3 protein-coding genes and 1 pseudogene are annotated in these 3,151 nt (G+C 60.9%); all 4 read right to left on the bottom strand.

Features of this window, described 5'->3' with window-relative positions; all coding sequences use genetic code 11:
- On the bottom strand, positions 1-872 hold an 872-nt coding region (gene ispG / locus ACIP8I_RS09460; protein WP_400760504.1), incomplete at its 3' end, for a flavodoxin-dependent (E)-4-hydroxy-3-methylbut-2-enyl-diphosphate synthase.
- Between the two features lie 3 nt (positions 873-875).
- Complete coding sequence (locus tag ACIP8I_RS09455) at positions 876-1,913, bottom strand: RodZ domain-containing protein (protein WP_400760502.1); 1,038 nt, start codon at positions 1,911-1,913, stop codon at positions 876-878.
- Entirely contained in the window at positions 1,913-2,671 is a 759-nt protein-coding gene (gene pilW, locus ACIP8I_RS09450) for a type IV pilus biogenesis/stability protein PilW (RefSeq protein WP_007964430.1), read from the bottom strand. Before pilW ends, ACIP8I_RS09455 begins: the two co-directional genes overlap by 1 nt.
- Positions 2,672-2,683: 12 nt before the next feature.
- Positions 2,684-3,151 (bottom strand): annotated as a pseudogene (locus ACIP8I_RS09445) (23S rRNA (adenine(2503)-C(2))-methyltransferase RlmN); the annotation flags it as partial.

Below are 3,151 nucleotides of genomic sequence, written 5' to 3'. Positions count from 1 at the left end.
CGGCGCCCCTCCAGCACGTTCATGGACTCCACCACATCGAAGTTCTGCCGCGAGCAGCTCGGGCAGGCGATGAAGTTGATGCCACGGGAACGCAGATGCAAAGACTTGAGAATGTCGTAACCGACCTTCACTTCCTCGACCGGATCGGCCGCCAGCGAGATGCGGATAGTATCGCCAATCCCCTCGGCGAGCAGCATACCTAGGCCCACGGCGGATTTCACTGTGCCCGAACGCAAACCACCGGCTTCGGTGATGCCGAGGTGCAGCGGCTGGACGATTTCTTTCGCCAGCAGACGGTAGGCTTCGACGGCCATGAACACGTCGGAGGCTTTCACGCTGACCTTGAAGTCCTGGAAATTCAGGCGTTCGAGGTGCTCGACGTGACGCAGCGCGGACTCGACCAGCGCCGCCGGGGTCGGTTCGCCGTATTTCTTCTGCAGGTCTTTTTCCAGCGAGCCGGCGTTGACGCCGATGCGGATCGGAATCCCGCGGTCACGGGCGGCATCGACCACGGCGCGCACCCGGTCTTCACGACCGATGTTGCCCGGGTTGATACGCAGGCAGTCCACACCCAGTTCGGCGACGCGCAGAGCGATCTTGTAGTCGAAGTGGATGTCGGCAACCAGCGGCACCTTGACCAGTTGCTTGATCTTGCCGAACGCCTCGGCGGCGTCCATGTCCGGTACCGAAACGCGGACGATGTCGACGCCGGCAGCTTCCAGACGATTGATCTGCGCGACGGTGGCGGCAACATCATTGGTGTCGCTGTTGGTCATGCTCTGCACAGCGATAGGCGCATCGCCGCCAACAGGCACGTTACCGACCCAGATCTTGCGCGAAACGCGACGTTTGATTGGAGATTCGCCGTGCATGACTTATTGACCCAACTTCAGGCGAGCAGTCTCGCCACTGGTGAACGGAGCGATATCGACCGGTTGGCCGTTGTAGCTGACCTGTGCGGCGCGAGCCACACCCAGACGCACCGCCAATGGCGGCTTGCCGGTAACCGAAACGCTGTCGCCTTTATGTTTCAGACCGCTGAACAGCACCTTGCCGCGACCGTCGGTGACCTGTGCCCAGCAATCAGCGGTGAACTGCAGTTGCACCTGGCCGTCGCCGGCCGCTGGAACAGCTGCTTCAGCGCTTGGCGCAGGGGTGGCCGCGACTACTGGAGCGGTGACGGTCGGCGCCGGAGTAGCCGGAACGTTCGGTGCAGGGGTAGCCGGGTTGGCGACAACCGGGGCCGGCGTGTGAGCCGGGGCGGCTGGCGTAGTCGCGGCGGGGGCGGCTGGAGCGGTTGCCGGAGCGGCAGGCTCGGCACCGGTCGATTCAGCGGTGGTTTCCGATTGTGGCAGCGCCAGAGCAGTCGCGCCCTCGGCCTGACCTTCGGCCACGGCCTGGTCTTCCGGTTCGTCGATCGGGTGAATCTGCGTGGTGCCGTCAGCGCCTTCGACTTCAACGTGCTCCGGGGCCAGGCTGGTCACTTCCTTGTTGCGCAGCGAGGTCTGATCCTGCCACCAGACGAAACCGCCACCGATGACCGCAATCAGCAACAACAGGCTGACGATGCGCAAAATAGTGTGGGAAACCCGCACAGGCTCCTCGATACGCCCCAGCGCATGCACATTGCTGCCCTGGGAGTCGGTGCCGGTGGACTGGTCGAATTGCTGGACCAGAACGGTCTGGTCCATGCCGAGCAACTTGGCATAGGCGCGAATGTAACCGCGAGCGAAGGTATGCCCCGGCAGCTTGTCGAAAGCGCCGGCTTCAAGATTGCTCAGGGAAGTCACGGTGAGGTTGAGCTTGAGGGCCACTTCGGCCAGCGACCAGCCATTGCTTTCGCGGGCCTGGCGCAAAGTCTCACCGGGATTAACGCGAGTCGCTGCTACAACTTCGGGATGCGCCGCTTTCATCATTGCTCCGACAGGTATTGCTGATATTCCGGCGTACCGGGATAGAGTCGTTTTAATTGCAGGCCATAACTGGCGGCCTTGTCGCGATCTTCAAACACTTTTGCCAGCCGAACGCCGAGCAATAGACTACGTGCATTTTGCTCGGTTAGCAGGCTGAAACGGTCGTAATAGTCACGCGCGGGCACATAATGCCTGTCTTCGAAGGACAACTCAGCCATTTCCAGCAAAGCACGCGGTTGTTGACGGTTCAGCCGCAGGGCTTTTTCCAGTTGCTGCTGCGCCAGATCCCGCTGCCCGAGCTTCGAAGCGGTCATGCCGAGGTTCTCGAAGACTCGCGAACGCTCAGGATACAGGGTATCGGCGGCTGCCTGCTCAAAACGCTCGTAGGCTTCCTTGTAACGCTGTTCTTCGTAGAGAAAACTGCCGTAGTTATTGAGGATTCGTGCATCGGTGGGACGCGAGGACAGGGCTTTGCGGAAATGTTCGTCGGCCAGCTTCGGCTCCATTTCGGCCTGGAACACCAACCCGAGGGCAGCGTTGGCATCAGGATCGGAGCCGTCCAGCTCCAGCGCCTTCTTCAGCGGCACCTTGGCGCGCTCGGTCATCCCTTGCTGCAAGTAGCCCAATCCCAGCTGCACGTAGGCGGCACGCGCTTCGTCGCGGCCCTTGCTGGTCTTCATCGGGTTGTAGTCACCCGACAGGACACAACCAGCACACAGGCTGGCCATCAGCAACAGCAGCGCAAAGCGCAGGGACATAGAGATCCTCTCTTAGTTAGTGTTCGCGGCGTTCTGTGCCAGATCGCTGTCGGCGCTCAACTCGCGCACGGCGATGTAACGTTCGCTGCGACGGGTGCGATCCAGCACCTGCCCTACCAATTGACCGCATGCCGCGTCGATGTCCTCACCACGGGTGGTGCGCACAGTGACGTTGAAACCGGCCTGATGCAACTGATCCTGGAACCGACGAATGGCGTTGTTGCTCGGCCGCTCGTAACCGGAATGCGGGAACGGGTTGAACGGAATCAGGTTGATCTTGCACGGAATGTCTTTGAGCAGCTCGATCATTTCCACCGCATGCTCAAGCTTGTCATTGACGTCCTTGAGCAAGGTGTACTCGATGGTCAGCACACGTTTCTCGCCCAGGGCGGACATGTAGCGCTGGCACGACTCGAGCAGCATCTTAAGCGGATATTTCTTGATTTTCGGCACCAAGTGGTTACGGAATGGGTCATTCGG

This window comes from Pseudomonas sp. NPDC088414 (genome assembly GCF_044753325.1).
Lineage (GTDB): Bacteria > Pseudomonadota > Gammaproteobacteria > Pseudomonadales > Pseudomonadaceae > Aquipseudomonas.
This window is presented reverse-complemented; position numbering and strand designations above follow the sequence as displayed.

Coding starts and splice junctions, on each gene's coding strand:
- ACIP8I_RS09455 (WP_400760502.1), bottom strand. CDS start 1,913: ATGAAAGCGGCGCATCCCGAAGTTGTAGCAGCGACTCGCGTTAATCCC.
- pilW (WP_007964430.1), bottom strand. CDS start 2,671: ATGTCCCTGCGCTTTGCGCTGCTGTTGCTGATGGCCAGCCTGTGTGCT.